The sequence below is a fragment of the Corynebacterium sp. HMSC055A01 genome, from assembly GCF_001809405.1.
Lineage (GTDB): Bacteria > Actinomycetota > Actinomycetes > Mycobacteriales > Mycobacteriaceae > Corynebacterium > Corynebacterium hesseae.
The window spans coordinates 32,407-47,754 of sequence record NZ_KV797581.1; the positions used below are offsets into that span (position 1 = coordinate 32,407).

General features: G+C 60.2%; 14 protein-coding genes. 9 read left to right on the forward strand and 5 right to left on the reverse strand.

The window, feature by feature from the left end:
• Window positions 1–62: 62 nt before the first annotated feature.
• The 6 genes from HMPREF2604_RS06390 (at window position 63) to HMPREF2604_RS06415 (ending at window position 3,298) form a co-directional block, all read left to right on the forward strand.
• Window positions 63–599, forward strand: a complete 537-nt coding sequence (locus HMPREF2604_RS06390) for an NADPH-dependent FMN reductase (RefSeq protein ID WP_070520320.1) — start codon at window positions 63–65, stop codon at window positions 597–599.
• 5 nt (window positions 600–604) lie between these two features.
• Entirely contained in the window at window positions 605–1,297 is a 693-nt protein-coding gene (locus HMPREF2604_RS06395; RefSeq protein ID WP_070520317.1) for an SDR family oxidoreductase, read from the forward strand.
• Between the two features lie 80 nt (window positions 1,298–1,377).
• Window positions 1,378–2,025 (forward strand): LysE family translocator, encoded by a 648-nt coding sequence (locus tag HMPREF2604_RS06400; RefSeq protein WP_070564094.1) that lies wholly within the window; start codon window positions 1,378–1,380, stop codon window positions 2,023–2,025.
• 19 nt (window positions 2,026–2,044) lie between these two features.
• Window positions 2,045–2,323 carry an RNA-binding S4 domain-containing protein gene (locus HMPREF2604_RS06405; protein ID WP_193628745.1) on the forward strand — a complete coding sequence of 93 codons (279 nt, stop codon included), beginning with the start codon at window positions 2,045–2,047 and terminating at the stop codon, window positions 2,321–2,323.
• A complete protein-coding gene (locus HMPREF2604_RS06410) occupies window positions 2,323–3,027 on the forward strand; it encodes a VOC family protein (protein ID WP_070564100.1) in 705 nt (234 codons plus the stop codon). Before HMPREF2604_RS06405 ends, HMPREF2604_RS06410 begins: the two co-directional genes overlap by 1 nt.
• A gap of 13 nt (window positions 3,028–3,040) precedes the next feature.
• Entirely contained in the window at window positions 3,041–3,298 is a 258-nt protein-coding gene (locus tag HMPREF2604_RS06415; protein WP_232748534.1) for an MGMT family protein, read from the forward strand.
• Between the two features lie 47 nt (window positions 3,299–3,345).
• Here HMPREF2604_RS06415 and HMPREF2604_RS06420 read toward each other — a convergent pair whose 3' ends face one another.
• The gene (locus HMPREF2604_RS06420; protein ID WP_230310819.1) at window positions 3,346–4,479 is read right to left on the reverse strand and encodes an HNH endonuclease signature motif containing protein; all 1,134 of its coding nucleotides are present in this window, start codon (window positions 4,477–4,479) and stop codon (window positions 3,346–3,348) included.
• A 452-nt stretch (window positions 4,480–4,931) separates the two neighbouring features.
• Between HMPREF2604_RS06420 and HMPREF2604_RS06425 the strand changes: the two genes are divergently transcribed.
• Complete coding sequence (locus HMPREF2604_RS06425; protein ID WP_070564106.1) at window positions 4,932–5,705, forward strand: hypothetical protein; 774 nt, start codon at window positions 4,932–4,934, stop codon at window positions 5,703–5,705.
• Window positions 5,706–5,851: 146 nt separating this feature from the next.
• Here HMPREF2604_RS06425 and HMPREF2604_RS06430 read toward each other — a convergent pair whose 3' ends face one another.
• Together HMPREF2604_RS06430 and HMPREF2604_RS06435 are read right to left on the reverse strand one after the other, a co-directional pair.
• A complete protein-coding gene (locus tag HMPREF2604_RS06430) occupies window positions 5,852–6,694 on the reverse strand; it encodes a PrsW family intramembrane metalloprotease (protein WP_070564109.1) in 843 nt (280 codons plus the stop codon).
• Window positions 6,691–7,182 (reverse strand): hypothetical protein, encoded by a 492-nt coding sequence (locus tag HMPREF2604_RS06435; RefSeq protein ID WP_070520291.1) that lies wholly within the window; start codon window positions 7,180–7,182, stop codon window positions 6,691–6,693. The genes HMPREF2604_RS06430 and HMPREF2604_RS06435 overlap by 4 nt, the downstream gene beginning before the upstream one ends.
• Before the next feature lie 42 nt (window positions 7,183–7,224).
• On the opposite strand from HMPREF2604_RS06435, the gene HMPREF2604_RS06440 reads away from it, so the two are divergent.
• Window positions 7,225–9,141 carry a M13 family metallopeptidase gene (locus HMPREF2604_RS06440; RefSeq protein WP_070564112.1) on the forward strand — a complete coding sequence of 639 codons (1,917 nt, stop codon included), beginning with the start codon at window positions 7,225–7,227 and terminating at the stop codon, window positions 9,139–9,141.
• 14 nt (window positions 9,142–9,155) lie between these two features.
• The gene (locus HMPREF2604_RS06445) at window positions 9,156–9,986 is read left to right on the forward strand and encodes an alpha/beta hydrolase (RefSeq protein ID WP_070564116.1); all 831 of its coding nucleotides are present in this window, start codon (window positions 9,156–9,158) and stop codon (window positions 9,984–9,986) included.
• Window positions 9,987–9,988: 2 nt separating this feature from the next.
• On the opposite strand, the gene HMPREF2604_RS06450 is transcribed toward HMPREF2604_RS06445, so the two are convergent.
• Both HMPREF2604_RS06450 and HMPREF2604_RS06455 read right to left on the reverse strand, forming a co-directional pair.
• Window positions 9,989–13,333: an arabinosyltransferase domain-containing protein gene (locus HMPREF2604_RS06450; protein ID WP_070564119.1), complete on the reverse strand. Its 3,345-nt coding sequence runs from the start codon at window positions 13,331–13,333 to the stop codon at window positions 9,989–9,991.
• Between the two features lie 31 nt (window positions 13,334–13,364).
• Entirely contained in the window at window positions 13,365–15,317 is a 1,953-nt protein-coding gene (locus HMPREF2604_RS06455; protein WP_070564122.1) for a galactan 5-O-arabinofuranosyltransferase, read from the reverse strand.
• Window positions 15,318–15,348 lie beyond the last annotated feature (31 nt).

Here is a 15,348-nt window from a genome sequence, read left to right on the forward strand (position 1 = left end):
CGTCGACATATCGGCGTACCCTCAGACGTTGACGCGTTAACAAAATCATGAAAGGCATCCTTATGGCGAAAATCGGCATCATCCTCGGCTCTACCCGCGACGACCGCGCCGGGCTGGCCATCGCCCAGTGGGTCACCGACCTCGCTCAGGGCCGCGACGTGGACTACGAGCTCATTGACCTCAAGGCTTTCGATGTCCCGATCCTCACCACCTCCGTCATTCCTATGGCGGCAAACAAAAACTACGAGGACCCGAATGTGCAGGCCTGGTCCGATGCTATCGATTCCTGCGATGCCTTTATCTTCGTCACCCCGGAGTACAACCATTCCGTGCCGGGCGCGTTCAAGAACGCCGTCGATTCCCTCGGTGCCGAGTGGGTGGCCAAGCCGATTGCTTACGTGGGCTACAGCTTCAGCGGCGGCATCCGCGCGGTAGAGGCGTGGCGCCTTATCATGGCGAACTTCTCCATGCCGCAGCTGCGCACTCAGTTGGATATCTCGCTAAATACCGACATGAAGGATGGCACCTTCACCCCGGCTGATTTCAAGAGTGGAATCGTCGAAAACATCTGCGCCGAGCTGGAAGAAGCCCTATCCTAGGGCGCATGGAAAAAGTAGCAGTCGTTACAGGAGCGTCTTCGGGGATTGGGGAGGCGTCGGCAAGAGCGTTGGCGGCTGACGGCTGGCGTGTCGTCGTCGGCGCGCGGCGCGTGGAGCGCCTTGAGGCCCTCGCGAACGACATCGGCGGCGAGGCCTATGCCCTCGACGTCACTTCGGACGAATCCGTAGCCGAGTTCGTTTCCCACCTCGACCGCGTTGACCTGCTGGTCAACAACGCCGGTGGCGCTAAGGGCCTGGAGCCCCTCGTGGACACCACCATCGAGGATTGGCAGTGGATGTATGACGTCAACGTCCTTGGCACCGTTCGGATGATCCAGGCTCTCATGCCGAAGCTGCGGGGCGGGCTCATTATCAACATGGGATCCGTGGCCGGGTGGAACGTCTACGAGGGCGGTTCCGGTTACAACGCCGCCAAGCATGGCGTCCGCGTGATTTCTCGTGCACTGCGTATTGAAGAGCACGGCGTTCGCGTTACCGAACTTGACCCGGGCCGTGTAGCCACGGAGGAGTTTTCCCTCAATCGTTTTCGGGGTGACGCCAAACGTGCCGCACAAGTTTATGACGGCGAGCTCAACCTCACCGCAGAAGACATCGCTGAGGCAGTGCGTTGGGTGGCGTCCCTGCCGGAGCACGTCAACATTGACACCATGACTATTAAGCCGCGTACGCAAAGCTAATTTACCTGTTTCGCTGCAGGTGAGACGCCTCTTATAGTGGCATGTGTTAGTGAAAACGCATGTGAGTATGGGGGTGTTAGGTGGCTTTCAGCGCCATAGTGGCCTTGATGGGTGTGTGGTTCGCGGCGATGGCTTCGCCGGGGCCAGATGTGGTTCAGATTATTCGTTTGGGTGCGCGTTCCACGCGTGCAGCGGTGTGGGCCGCAATAGGTAGCACGACTGGCTTGATGATATGGACCGTTGCTTCGCTGGCGGGGCTTACCGCGCTGATTTCGGCCCATCCTGAAATCCTTGTGGCGCTGCAGATTGCCGGCGGTAGCTATCTGCTATGGATGGCATTTTCTGCAATAAGCAGCGGCATTAAAGAGCGTCGTGCTCCAGCAACCATGAATCCTCAACCGCGCGGGTTCACCCCGGACGGCATAATTAGACTCGGCACGGCGTACCGCATGGGCCTGGTCAGCGATCTTTCTAATCCCAAGGTGCTCATCTTCTTCGGCGCTATCTTCGCCAACTTCATCGATCCGGGCATGGGCTTGAGCGCGAATGCCACGGTTGGTTCTGTGCTGATTATTGAAAGCCTCATTATTTTTGTCGGCGTTGCGTTGTGCACCCGTGCGGTGGCGAAGTGGATGGCAAAGAATTCCGCTGGGGTAGATATCTTCAGCGGAGTCGTGTTTGCCCTGCTTGGCGTCATCATTCTGGCAGAGGGAATTCTTGCGCTTTGAGCTGGGTATGCTGGTCAACATGCTAGAAGTCTCAATTAAGGGAGAATCCATTAAGCTCGGCCAGTTCCTCAAACTGGCCTCCTTGGTCGCCACCGGGGGTGAGGCCAAAGAACTCATCGAGCAGGGGCAGGTCACCGTCAATGGGGAAGTGACTAAGCAGCGCGGAGCAACGCTGGCGCTTGGCGACGTCATCTGCGTCTCCGACACTTGCGCCCGCGTCGTCGAAGACGACGACGATTATTTTGATGAGACTACCGCCGATGATGACTTCGATCCGGAGAAGTGGAGGAACCTTTAATGCCCGCTTTTGAAGCTGAAGTAGGAATGCCCTACTGGATTACTCTGGCCAGTTCTGATGTGAAGTCCTCCGAGAAGTTTTACTCGGCCGTGCTGGGCTGGGAATTCGAAGATGGCATCGCCCGCCTTCAAGGTCTGCCGATCGCAGAAATTGTTCCGGGTCAAGATACCTGGGCTACCTATTTCCTCTCACGTGACTTGGAAGCCGATTGCGCCCGGGTAGAACAACTCGGCGGAAAAATCCTCGCTTTGGGTGCCCCGCTGGCGCTCGTACTCGACAAGTCCGGTGCCATGTTTGGATTGACGCAGCCGGAGCTCGACCGCTTCGTCGCCGGCGGTGAGCCTGGCACCCCGGTGTGGCACGAGCTGACGGTCTCGGAGGATTTTCACTCAGCGCTGGACTTTTATGGTGAGCTCTTCGATTGGGAAATCCGTGGCGATGAGCATTATGCGGTTGCGGAGGAAGAAGGCGCTGCCTTCGCTGGGTTCTGGCATACGGAAGGTCTGCCGAGTTTCTGGCAAACATACTTGGGTGTGCGGGACATCGACCAAGCAGCGAAGGCTGTTGTGGAGAATGGCGGGCAGGTTATCCGCGAGCCCCACGATTCACCATTCGGCCGATTGTGCCTGATTGAGGATTCCACGGGTGCGACGCTTACCTTGTGCGAGGTCGAGGATGCCCCTGAAGAACCCGTCGAGCTCTAGGGTCACGGAAGTTGTGCTCCGCATTCCGCCTGGCAACGTCTCCACCTACGGAGAGATCGCCAAAGTCGTAGGGGTCGGTGCGCGCTATGTGGGTTGGGTGATGGCGAAAAGCGAAGATCTGCCCTGGTGGCGTGTGGTCAACAGTACTGGTCGCGCGCACACCTCCGCTGCCCAAGCCCATTGGGATGCCGAAGGCATTCCACACCGCGGCGACAGTGTGGTGCTCGCTGAATGCGGGCTGGATGCGGCGGACCTCAATTACCTCCTCTAAGTCGAGCGCCAATGTGGTTCGTCGTTTTAAGCGACGAACCTAGTTATCTAGAAGGGGATTTCTTCATCTCCCTTGCCGTCAGTGGTCGTTTTACTTGTGTTGGCTTGCTGTTCTTGATCTATCTCGGCTTTCAGCTCCTGAGCTTCCCGGTGCTTCCTAGCGCGGTAACCTTCAATATCTTGCGCAACGCTTCGCGCCCAGCGCTTGTTCTTTGGTGCTAGTGGCCCGGAAGGTTCCGTGATTGCCCAGGTTCCATCCTCAAAGAGCCAGACCACATCCCCGGTATCGGGGTCCAAAAAATAGAACGCCCGCCCATCGGTCTTCATGTTGTGGTGATGCTGGCACAACGCCACCATGTTGTCCGGATGCGTTGGCCCACCATCGGCATAGTTAATACGGTGGTCTAATTGACACAGCCACGCCGGCATTCCGCAGCCAGCCGCACGGCAGGTGCCATCGCGCCCTTCAACATATTTGCGAACCAACGTGGCTGGTCCGTAGCCATTAGTGGCTTCCGGCTTGGTGCTCAAGTCCCTTTTCGTTACGGCTTGTGCTGGGATATTCTCTACCTGCCAGCCGTGCCCTTCTACATATACTGGTGCGTCTTCGACATCACTCGCTTGATAAGTGTGGAGCACTACTCGGGCAGCTTCTGGTTCTACCTTTCCAGTCGTTAAAAGGATTAGTGCTTCTGCCATCGAGACCTCATGCTTTTCAGCAGCTGCCTTAATGGCCTCATGGATGATGATTCCAACGCTGCTATCCACCTCTAGTTCTATGGTGGCGCGTTGGTCGCGGGTGAGAATGGAATATCGATTCTTTGTGCGTTTATCCTCCACTGCGATGGAGTCGTCATGGACCTTGACAAGGTCACGCATGCGACGACGAATCTGCGACGTGGTGGGAAATACCTGATTTGGCTTCGTAGGTGTAAGCCAACGGGCCAACGCAGCGTCAATGGCGGCCACTACCTCAGTGGAAGGTTGGCCGAGTTTAGCCATGACCTGGTCGATGGCAATCAAGGCAGGTAAATCAAGCAAAAAATCTGCATCTTGCAGGGCCTTGAGCTGGGGTAGCTCTTTCAAGCGGTAAATCCCCATGATTATGCGAGCAACCGCCCCGGCCGCTTTGCCGGTCTTTAGCCCAAGGCGCATGCACGCTGTATCTGAGTCCTCGTCCAAGGCGGGAAGGATGCTAGACCAAAACTCGTAGTCTGCTTGGCGTATGGCTTTACCTCTCATGCAGACCGGGTCATTCGGATTGGAATGAGAAAAATAGGAAACAACGGTTTCTGTAGCGGAAGACAATTCAACCCCCTCTTTTGTTAGAGATATTGAGAAGGACCGAACCCCCCACTGTCCGAATCCCTTTTCGAAAAATGAGTTTATTCTGTACCGTTTGGAAAGTCTATACCCTGGCGGAAAGTTGTGATTAGAGAGGTGCATGTGCCTACTGATATTGCATTTACCCAGCCTTCCGCCGCTTTGAGCTTCGTTGGGAGGGGCTTGTTGGGTAAGAAGCTAATAAAATGAATGTTCGAACCCTAGTGTGGGGAAGAGGGTGCGCTGAATCCCTTGGGCAGCGGCGCTTATGTACCAATCAAGCTTGTTGAAGCTGTGGCTTGAGTTAATCTATGAAAGTGCTTAAACTCCGCTCCCTTATTGCTGGTCTTGTGCTAGCGACCGTCGCTGCGCCCTCCGCTCAGGCCCTGACCTTTGATCCCGGAAAGGTTCCGCCACGCACTCAAATGACCGTGCGCTATGCCGACGGAAACTCGGTTTCCACTGGAAATGGCCACGAGTCTCGTCCTGCGCTATCCCTCGCGAAGCTGTACCTAGGAATGTGGGTCCTGAAATATGGCGCGCCGGAGGATAAAGCGCGGGTGGAAAACATGGTTCGCTTCTCTGAGGATGGCACCGCTAGCGACTTGGAGCGGAAGTATCCACAGGCCATACCTTCCATCATCGGGGAATACCGCTTGGGGGAGACCCATCACAACGACTACTGGGGCAATACCACGACGTCGACGGAGGATCTCGCTCGCTTTATTGGGGTGATATCTGGTGACCCAGTTGCTGCACCGCTCATGAAAGGTATGGCGACGGCAGCGCCTGTGGCATCCGACGGATATCGTCAGGACTTCGGCACCGCGCGGATTCCGGGCATTATCGGAACGAAATTTGGGTGGTCAGATGACCGGCAGGTGCATGCGAGCGCCTCTTTCGGTCCTGGGTATAGTGTGGCGGCAAATACCTACGGATCCCCCGCGGACCTCACCGCAGATGTGCTCGGCGCGGTGGAGGTACAGCCGCAAGCGCCGAGCTTGCCGACGCCCCCTCAGGACCTGCGCGATAGGACGTGTGCGGAGCTGAAGCGCGCTGTGCCTAGTTCATCGCACGTGTGCTGATTGGCCACGGGTTTAGCTAAGTTTTTCGCTCAAGGAAGTAGTGCCGTTCGAAGCCGATGATGACACCATCGTCCGGCAGGTGCAAACCTTTTATCACGTAACTCCGCTTGACGCCGTGGCTGTCCTGCAGGGGCAGTTTGACTAATTCAGCGCAGGCTGGCTGAGCCGGGCGAGTGCGAGTAGGTATCGTCCGTCTTGGCTAGGCGGTGGGCGCGAAGCCCCAGGGTGATGACGATGGGGTAGAGGATGAGCGCGACCACGATGTACTGCGTGACCAGCTGCCATGTCTCATCCCACATGTAGTTCCACGCGAAGTGGAGACAGAAGGAAACAAAAAGCGCGCCCACGCCCACTCCGAGGCGCCACCACCACGTTTTGTGGGCGGCGTAAATGGCCCAGCCGATGCCAAAGCCTGCGATGGCCGTCAGTGACATGTGTAGGCCTGGGCCCGCCACAAGGCGGAGCCCCCACATCTGCAGCATGCCAATCCAATCAGACGTCGGGTGCATGACGGCGCCGAGAGAGGCGTAGAGGACGTTCTCAAAGACCTCGAAACCCCAGCCCACAAGCGCGCCGACGATGAAACCATGCCAAGGGCGGTTGAGCTGGCGGAAACTGAGTAATACAAAAACCACGCCCAGCGCCTTGGCGAACTCCTCCGGATAAGCTCCGGACCATGACATCATGGATTCTTCCCATCCCACGCCCTTGGTGAGGGAGCTGAACGGAAGTGCTGATAGGAGCGCCAAAGACACCGCGGTGCCGGCTCCCCACAGCACGCTGGCTGTGGCCCATCCCTTGGCAGGTCGCGCCCACATCGGGCTGAGGTGCCACAGATACAGCCCCAGCGCCAAGAAAGCAAAGCCGATCAGCAGGCTTATTAGGCCCGGCAGCGGGGCAACGAGGAAAGCACCTAACAGGTTGATCAGAGCTGCAGGCAGGCAGATACCAATGATGACCCACAGCGCCACGCGGAAGATCTTGCTCACTTGAAGGCCTCCATAAACTGATCGGCGATTTCTTCTGGGTTTCCGTCTGAAAAGACGAGCTCGTAGTTGAGATCGTCCTTGGCCACGCTAAAGGCAACGACCGGGATGTATGTATACGTTCGCAGTACGAGGATGCCGTCTTGGTTTTCTACTTCTTCTTTCGGCATCGACCCGAAGGTCGTGGCGCGCACAGCTCGGCGCAGGGCCAGCTCGTCATCGTCGACATCAGAGGTGAGGTAGGCCTCGACCAAGGTATCGCCGCAATCCCACGCCTGGTTGGCCACGGAATCGTAGTTCACGCTGCATTCGACGCCGTCGATAGGCTGACGCCACTCAGGATCGTCGAGGACAACAGGCTCGGTTTCAGGATCGTGGTCCGGCAGCGCCAAGCTGAGGACGGCGGGCGTGCCGAGCACGAGGAGGGTCACCCCAAGCACAGCGAAAAACGGCCCCGTCATCTTCGCTGGCGGGAAACGATAAGAAGTCATGCACACCACACTAATGGGTACATCTGACATAGAGTGAAGTGCATGAAGGATCTGTATCAGTTTGTTAATGGCCCTTGGATTGAGTCCCACGTTATTCCCGATGACCGCGGTGTTGACGGGACTTTTCACGCGCTTCGCGACGAAGCCGAGGAACTCGTCCATGACATCGTTAAGGAAGACGAAGGCCGTCCGGGGATCGTGTATTCCTCCCACATGGACGTTGAGGGAGTGAACGCTGCGGGAACGGCGCCTTTGGCCGAAGATTTGGACAAGCTGGTGGCGGCGGACCCGGAAGAGCTGGCGCACAACCTGGGCGTGCTGGAGCGCGAGGGCGTCGGCGCCCCGGTTACCTTCTGGGTAGAAAAGGACTCCGGCTCCGAGGAGGCGGTGGCCTACATTATCCAGTCCGGCCTGGGCCTTCCAGATGAGGCTTATTACCGCGAGGAAGCCCACGCGGAGACGCTTGAGGCCTACGAGAAGCACGTCGCAGCGATGCTTGGATTCCTGGATCCGGCTCGCCTCTTCGGGCTGGGCGCGGAAGCGGCCGCTACGCGCATCGTGAATCTGGAAAAGGAAATTGCTGCAGGGCATTGGGATGTCGTGGCCTCGCGTGATGCGGTGAAGACGTATAACCCGGTGGACGTCGCCAAGCTGCCCAGCATCACCCGCGCCATCCTGAACGGTGGGGCACTGCCGGAGCACCGCGCGGTGGCCATGATGCCGTCGTATTTTGAGCACCTGGAGGGTCTGTTTACCGCCGGCCGCATGGCGGATTGGCAGCTGTGGGCCACGTGGCACATTCTGCTGTCGCGCGCGCCGTACCTTACTGAGGAGATCGGTAGGAAGAATTTCGAGTTCTACGGAACCAAGCTTTCCGGCGCTACCGAGCAGCGTGACCGCTGGAAGCGCGCCGTGGGCCTGGCAGAGAACATGGTGGGCCAGGAGATTGGCAAGGTCTTCGTGGACAAGCACTTCCCTCCATCCTCGAAGTCCGAGATGGATGAGCTGGTGGAATACCTTACCTCCGCGTACCGCGAGAGGATTTCGCAGCTGGAGTGGATGACCCCGGCCACTCGTGAGCGCGCGCTGGAGAAGCTCTTGCAGTTCAAGGCCAAGATTGGTTATCCGGAGACCTGGCGTGACTATTCCGACCTAGAGTTTTCACCCAAGGGTGCGGACCTGGTGGCCAATGTGCGCGCAGGCAGCGCGTGGAGCCACGATTATGAGCTGGCCAAGATTGGCAAGCCGGCCGACCGCGACGAGTGGTTCGCAACCCCGCAGACGGTCAATGCCTTCTACAACCCAGTAGTTAATGACATCACCTTCCCGGCGGCGATTCTGCGCCCGCCGTTCTACAACCCGGACGCGGACGCGGCGGAGAACTTCGGTGCCATCGGCGCGGTGATTGGCCACGAGATTGGGCATGGCTTTGATGATCAGGGCTCGCAGTATGACGGCCAGGGCAACCTCAACTCCTGGTGGACGGATGAGGACCGCGCGGCCTTCGAGAAGCTGACCGCGAAGCTGGTGGACCAGTTCCAAGGGCAGGTGCCGAAGGTGCTGGAAGGCACCGATTCCGCAGGCGTCAACGGCAGTTTCACCCTGGGTGAGAACATTGGTGACCTCGGTGGACTGGGTATTGCTGTGGTGGCCTACAAGAATTACTGCGCCGACAAAGGCCTGGACATCAACGGCCAGGTAGCGCCGTTTGAGGCCGAGGGCGCTGAGCCGGAATTGGCAGAGCACGAGTACACCGGTCTGCAGCGCTTCTTCCTGGCGTGGGCGCGCGTGTGGCGCACTGCTATTCGTCCGGAGATGGCCACGCAGTACTTGGCCATTGACCCGCACTCGCCGGCGGAGTTCCGCTGCAACATCATCGCCGAGAACATCGACGAATTCTACGAGGCTTTTGATGTCGAGGGTGGTCTTGTCCCAGAGGAGCGCGTCACCATCTGGTAGTACCCTTGGGGGCCATGAGTGAGTGGAATATCGGCGGCCAGGATCGCCAGCTAAGTCCAGAACAACAGCTCGAGCAGCTCTCCTCCTACATGGAGGTGCACTACCCGCTGCCGGATTTCCGCCCGCCGTGGGCCGGTGGAGGTTCGCCGGAGGCGGACCGCTATTGCGCGCTGCTGCCGGACCGTATCGTGCAGGCCTCCATGATGGTGCTGGGATCTGCGGTGGATCACTCGCTGCCCGGCACCGTTTTTACGGAAGGCGTGAGCGTTGAAGACTCTGAGGTTGGAGCGATTTTTAGGCCGTCTGAGCCGAATGGTCGCTGGGCGGTGTCGCTGCACTCCGGCGGCTGGTGGCGCGGTGACGGCAAGGCGCTAGAAATGCAATGGCGGCCCGAAGTTGCTGCCGCAGCGCAGTTGTCGGGCACGACGATCATTGATATCGATTACCCGTTGGCGCCGGAGCACACCGTGGCGGAGATGGTTCAGTCGGTTCAGGCGGCCGTCGACTATGCGCGCGACCATGGGGCCAACCGCGTGACGGTGTGGGGATATTCCTCCGGTGGGGCGCTCGCAGCGCTGGTGCCTGCCGACGCCCTCCTCCTCACCTTCCCCGACTTCGGCGCGCTGACCAAGCTCCCGGAGGAGATCCGCGGCGACTACGTCCTCGATGTTGAGAAGCTGCCGGGGCTGTATTCTGACATCTTGGTCCAGACCGCGGCGCAGGACGAGATTGCTGAGCGCGTGGAGATCCCCGGTGCACAGACCGCGGAGTACGTGTCCATGCACCGTATTTCGACCCCGGCCGTGGCGCGGCAGCGCATTAAAGATTCGGCCGAGTTCCTGTAGTTCTACTGTTCGCCCTCGGGGCGAATCTTCATTTCGGAGTTCTTCCACAGGCCGGAGCGCTGGATAATTTCTTGGTCGATATCCGCCTCGAGCGGGGCCTCGCCGCGGGAGTTGGTGCGCAGCTCATACTTTTCAATGGAGCCCCAGTCGCGCGCCCAATCGTTGTTGAGGTAGCTCGGGATCTCATAGGAGTAGTTCACTGCCTCCGCGGTTGCCAGCGCACCACCACCGGAGAAGGACTGGAAGTCCGTGAGGGAGGTTTGTGCGGCGGCGTCGGGAAGAATGCGGAACTGCGGGATCTCGGTCACGCCGGCGTAGTGGTCGAAGGTGCGCTGGCAGGGGAACTGCAGGGCGACGGACCAGTCGAGGAGTGCCGGGGTAGAGGAATCGAACTGGGAGTTGATGGTGGCAAGCTCCGGGACGCGCGGCGGTGTAAACGCCATCCAATCGTCCTCATCGGTGGAATCATCGACCGCGACGAGGCGCACAACGTTGGCCTCCTCTGGGAGCTCGTCTAGAGCAATGCGGAGGTTGCGCCATTTGGGGGTCGCGCCGACGTCGGAAAGCTCGGCCTCACCCTTGTTGGTGACCTTGCCGTCCTTGAGTGTTCCGTACTCCAGGGTGAGCTCGGTGCCTTCCTGCTCCACTCCGTTGACGTCGTGGTGGTAAATCTTACCGGCGGCAGAGACCGAGAGGACGGGGGTGTTTTCGCCAGGTTCCGGCAAGTTATACCACTGGGTGGTGATGGTGGCGGTCGAGCGCTGCGATTCATCGTAGGAGCCCATGACCGGGACCTTCCGGTAATCCAAGTTGAACGGCAGGTGCATCTCGGAGCCGTTGACACCCAGGGTTCCGCGCACGCCGCCGGCGGAGGAGTCGGTGACTTCGGTTGCTTTTTCCTCGGATTCGGTGAGATCCTTCTGTTCATTGGACGTCGCCGAGTCCTCACCGGTGGTGTTGGCAATAGCGCCTACCGACGCCGAGTTGAGGTTCTCCGGCTCAATATCTTCCTTGATCATATTGGGGCCGAAACCGAAGTTGTCCTCCTTCTTGTCAACGAGCGAGTCTTGGAATTCGCCCTCGACCGGAGTGAGGAAGGATTCATTGGTGTTGGTCTCCACCATGGTGGAATCCGCCAGCGAGCAGGTATCGCCGCGCAGGGAAGCCAGGTTGCCCTTGCCCACGGAGTAGGAATCCGCCTGGGCCACGTAGCCCTTGGCAAAGGAGGCACACGAGAAGGCCACGATGATAATGCAGGCCGCCGCAATCGGTGCGGACATGACACCCGCCCAGCGCGAGACCTTGGCGGCATTGGCGGCCTCGAATTCCTCGAGGGTGCCGGCGGTTTCGGCCTTGTTCTTGCGATAGCTGTGAACCAGGGACTGGTAGAGGCCAATCGCCAGGACCACCATGGCGATGGCCAGCACCACGGTGTTGGCCTCGATGCCCTTGAACTGCACGGTGCGGTCCCACCAGGGGATGCCGAAGGAGGACACGTACCACCAGGCGTTCCAGCCGCCCAGGGAGATGGCCAGGAGGAAGATCACCGCGGCGATGGAGAAGGTCCGGGCACGCGGGGAGCGCATGGCAATCTGGGAAAGGACCACCGAGCCGAGCGCGGCGATGACGCCGGCGACACCGGCGTAGATGCCGAAGTGGTGCGTCCACTTCGTCGGCGTGAACATGAGGAAGAAGGCCGAGAGCGCCATGATGGCCAGCAGGCGCTTGGTGGGATCTGCCTCCGCACCGACGACGCGGTGGTCCTTGATGAAGGCATAGATGATGAGCGCCAAGCAGAAGAGCATGGTGAACATGGCAAAGCGGCGCGTCAGGGAGCCGTCCACGGAGGGCTCGAAGAGCGTGGAGTAGCGCACGAACTCCGAATACCACGGCAGGGACGGGCCGACCGCGGAACGCACGCGAGTGGATTCGAGGACCGACGCTAGCGTTTGGTCCCCGAAGGCAGCGACCATGACAGCGGTGCCGCAGGCAAGGAACGGGGCGATGAGAGCTGTCCAGCCGATCTGGGGAGTGCGCTTGCCCATGATGCGGAACAGGGCGGGCAGGCAGACCAGGAAGATGCCCACTGCGGTGAGGCCGGTGGGGCCAGCGGCCAGGGTGATGGTGGCGATGATGGTGCCCACCGCCGCCGGAAGGAGGCGCTGGGTGGAGATGGCGCGCTCGAAAGAGGCCCACGTCAGCATGACGCCGAGGGCCACGATGGGCTCGGGGCGGATGCCGTTGTTATAGGGCAGCCAGAAAGCCAGGAACATGAACGCGGCGGTCCAGTGCGCCAGGCGGCGCTCGTTGACGCGGGCGCCGAAGCGCGGAAGCATCTCGCGCGACAAGATAAACCAGATGATGAGCGCTGAGATAAGCGCAGGCAGGCGCACGATGATGGACGCGCTGGAGAATTGCGCCAGCCATGCCACGAGGTCGTAGTACGGCGCGCCGAACGGGGCTTCGGGGACGCCGTACCAGCGGTAGTAGTTCGCCATATAGGTCGCGTGATCGGAAACGCGTCCCATGGTGAGGATGAAGCCATCGTCGGAGGTATTAGCACCGAAGATGTACCACCAGCCGAGAACAGCCGCCACGACGCCATCGAGCGGGCGGATCTGCTTCCAGGTTTCGGGCATGAAGCCGAGGCGTTTGCCATCGAGGCGGTCGATTCGCCACAGGCAGACTAGGCTGATGACCACCATGGCCAGACCCAGCCACATGGCGATGAGCTTGAGCGGTGTCGGGGAGGAGGTGAAGCGGGAGTTGATCTCCACGTGGATGCGGAGGTCGTCGCCAAGCTCGGCGAGGTTCTCCGGAGTGTCGTCGATTTCGGTGTAGACGCCGGTGACCTGAGGGCGGAGATCCTCCTCGGAGGTCTCTTTGTGCTTGCCCAAGGAGACGGTGGTGCCGTCACCGGTGGATTGGATGCGGAGCGTGGAGTCCTCAGGCAGCTTCGCCACCTGCTCGGCCGTGAGAGAGAAAATGACCTCATCGAGGCTGGTCACCGAGAGACCATCCTCGCCGGCGCGGACAAACATGCCGCGGTTGGAGGCCTTCTTGGACTCCGGGGGCACGGTGCCGTAAAGCAGGTCCTGGCCATCGCGCAGCTTATCGACGGCCTTCAGAGGGATCTCTGCATCGATCTCCTCCGGCGCCACCGAGATGAGCGGGGCGTTGATGGACTGCAGGGAGTCCTGCTGGGGCCAATCGAAGGAAGATTGGGTTTGGTTCACCGGCAGCAGCGGCGTGGCCACAAAGCACAGGAAACCGATGAATCCAGCGATGATGGCGGTGAGCCGCAGGGACTGCGGTGCTCGCAGTGAAGAGGTATTCCGATCTGACACGGCGATCAGTCTACGTCACCGCCTTGGCTTATTAAGATCTGGCCGCGACGACGAAGGGGCCAATCTGTTTAGTGGTCCAGCCTTCTTCAAAGACCTCCGGGTTGAAGAACACCGCGCGGTAGCGCACGTTGGGCTGATTGGGGTAAATGTCTTCTGCCACGTGCGTCTTGTAGCCATCCCCGGGTTCCTTGATGTCACCGCGGAAGATGAGCACGTCTGGGCCGCGCCACGGTGAGGACTCGAGGGAATGCGAGAATTCCTTCGGAGTCTGGTCCCAGGAATTGGAAGCCCACTCTTCAATCTGCAGGTTACGGGTGCTGAACTCTCCCAACGGGTTGGCATAGTTGCTGGTGAAGGCGTTAAACCCGTAGTAGGGGTTGTAGGCCATGAAGAGCTTTTCGTCCGTGAGGACGACGGTGTCGTCGGCCGCGTAGCCCTGGGCGTCGATGAACTCACGGATCTTTCCGTAACTAGCGGAAGAATCGCTGGTGTAGCGGTCCGCGCGCTCCCCGTAGCCGTCGGTATCGGTATAAGCGTGATCCAAGGCGGTCACGTTCGTCGCGGGGATTTGCTGCGCATAGTAGATACCGCCCAGCCCCATGATGATGGCAAAGACCAGGGTCACGCGCTTGCTGGTGGTCTCAGTAATGCCCGCCGGGTAGAGCGTGGGCAGGCCCATGAGGCGGACGTCGGCTAGCGCGAGAATGCCCGCCGTGGCGAAGAGCACCGCGACCATCAGCTCCAGGCGGAAGCCCAGCAGCGTGCTGCCGGCAAGAGTCATGACCATGGAAGCCAAAGTCCACAGGTAGGTACCGACGAGCGCGGTGCCCATAGCTCGGATTTCGGGCTCATCGACGCGCAAGATGAGGTAGATCAGGCCAATAAGGCTGAGGGCGCCGATGACGGACAAGGAGAGGAAGGGCGCCGGGATTTGGGTGCCCTCCTCCGGCAGGTAGTGCTGCGCGGTGGATTCTAGTGGGGCGCTGGCGTGCAGGACGGCGTGCAGATACGGTGTCCAAGCAATCGCGGCGATGGCCAGGGATCCGGCCGCGATGGCGGCGAGGCGCACGAGGGGAGTCCACGTACGGTCGCCCACGCACGTGACGAGTGCAATGAGGCTGACGATGGTAAGTGCCACGGCTCCCGTGTACAGCGTGTAGAAGCAGGCGGAGATTCCGAGGTAGATGGCGATTGCGGCGGCGGAGAACCACGAGGAGCCGTAGAAGGCGTGTGAACACAGGACAGCTACCGCGGGCACGCCCATTGCGATGACCGCGGAATACGGTTCTTCAGCGCCGATGGTCAGGGTCACCGCTGTGGTGGTCAACGCAATGGCGGTGGCCACCGGTAGGGAACCGACAAGCCGCTGCCACAGAGGAACCAGGATGCACCCGGCTACGGCCAGGGAGATGAGGCTCCAGGGTTGGTAGACCTCCCAGCCGGGCATGTTGAGGATGTTGGCCAGCCGGCCGCCCATCCAGAACCAGCCCAGCGGGTAGAAGGTGGGCAGGCCCTCGTAGTTCATGTCCGCATAGGAGCTGGCTTCCGTGACGCGGGTGAGGAACTGGGTGCGGAACACCTGATCGACCTGGACGCCGTCGAGCCAGAGGCGCGAGGCCGACAGTGGCAGGCCGATACTAGTTAGCGTGAGTAGCGCTGGGGAGATGTAGCACAGGGCGGTGGTGAGCCACGTCCGCCACCGGGGCCGCGGCGAGCTGCCAATGACCCACCACACGCATAACGCGCCCACCAGGAGGACGGTGAGCGCAGTTCCCGCGGTGCTCAGCGCACGGGTCACCATCGACGTACTGAACGCCGGGAGAGAAACCGTCTTAAAGGCAAAGAAGCCAAGAAGCGCGACGAGGCCGCCACCTAGAGCGGCGGCGGCGATGCCCACGAGGGTGGCGCGACGCGATAGGCGGTCGACGTCATATTCCATGGTGGGGGACACGGCGGGAGACGACATGGTGGGAGACTCAGTCATGTAAGTAGTTTCCCACACGCCGTGGACTTAG